Below are 272 nucleotides of genomic sequence, written 5' to 3' on the forward strand. Positions count from 1 at the left end.
GGCGCATGCCCGCGGCGATTTCCGCCTCCGTCAGCAGGATGATCTCGTCGAGAAGGTCGCGGCACATGGCAAAGGTGACGCGATTGTCGAGGCCGATCCCGCCGCCGAGCGAGTCGGCAAGGCTCGGCACTTCCTCCACCTGCACCGGGCGGCCGGCATCGAGGCTCGCCTTCATTGCGGCACCCTTCTCCATCGTCAGGCCAATCACTTTGGTCGTCGAACTGATGCCTTTGACTGCGGCGGCCTGGCGGCCGGCGTTGCCGCCGCAGTCA

1 protein-coding gene is annotated in these 272 nt (G+C 66.9%); it reads right to left on the reverse strand.

The window, feature by feature from the left end; all coding sequences use genetic code 11:
* Positions 1 to 272 (reverse strand): pyridoxal-phosphate dependent enzyme (locus EOD29_RS31825; RefSeq protein WP_127248821.1); only part of this gene is annotated, 272 nt, incomplete at both ends.

Source organism: Mesorhizobium sp. M1A.T.Ca.IN.004.03.1.1, from assembly GCF_003997555.1.
GTDB lineage: Bacteria > Pseudomonadota > Alphaproteobacteria > Rhizobiales > Rhizobiaceae > Mesorhizobium.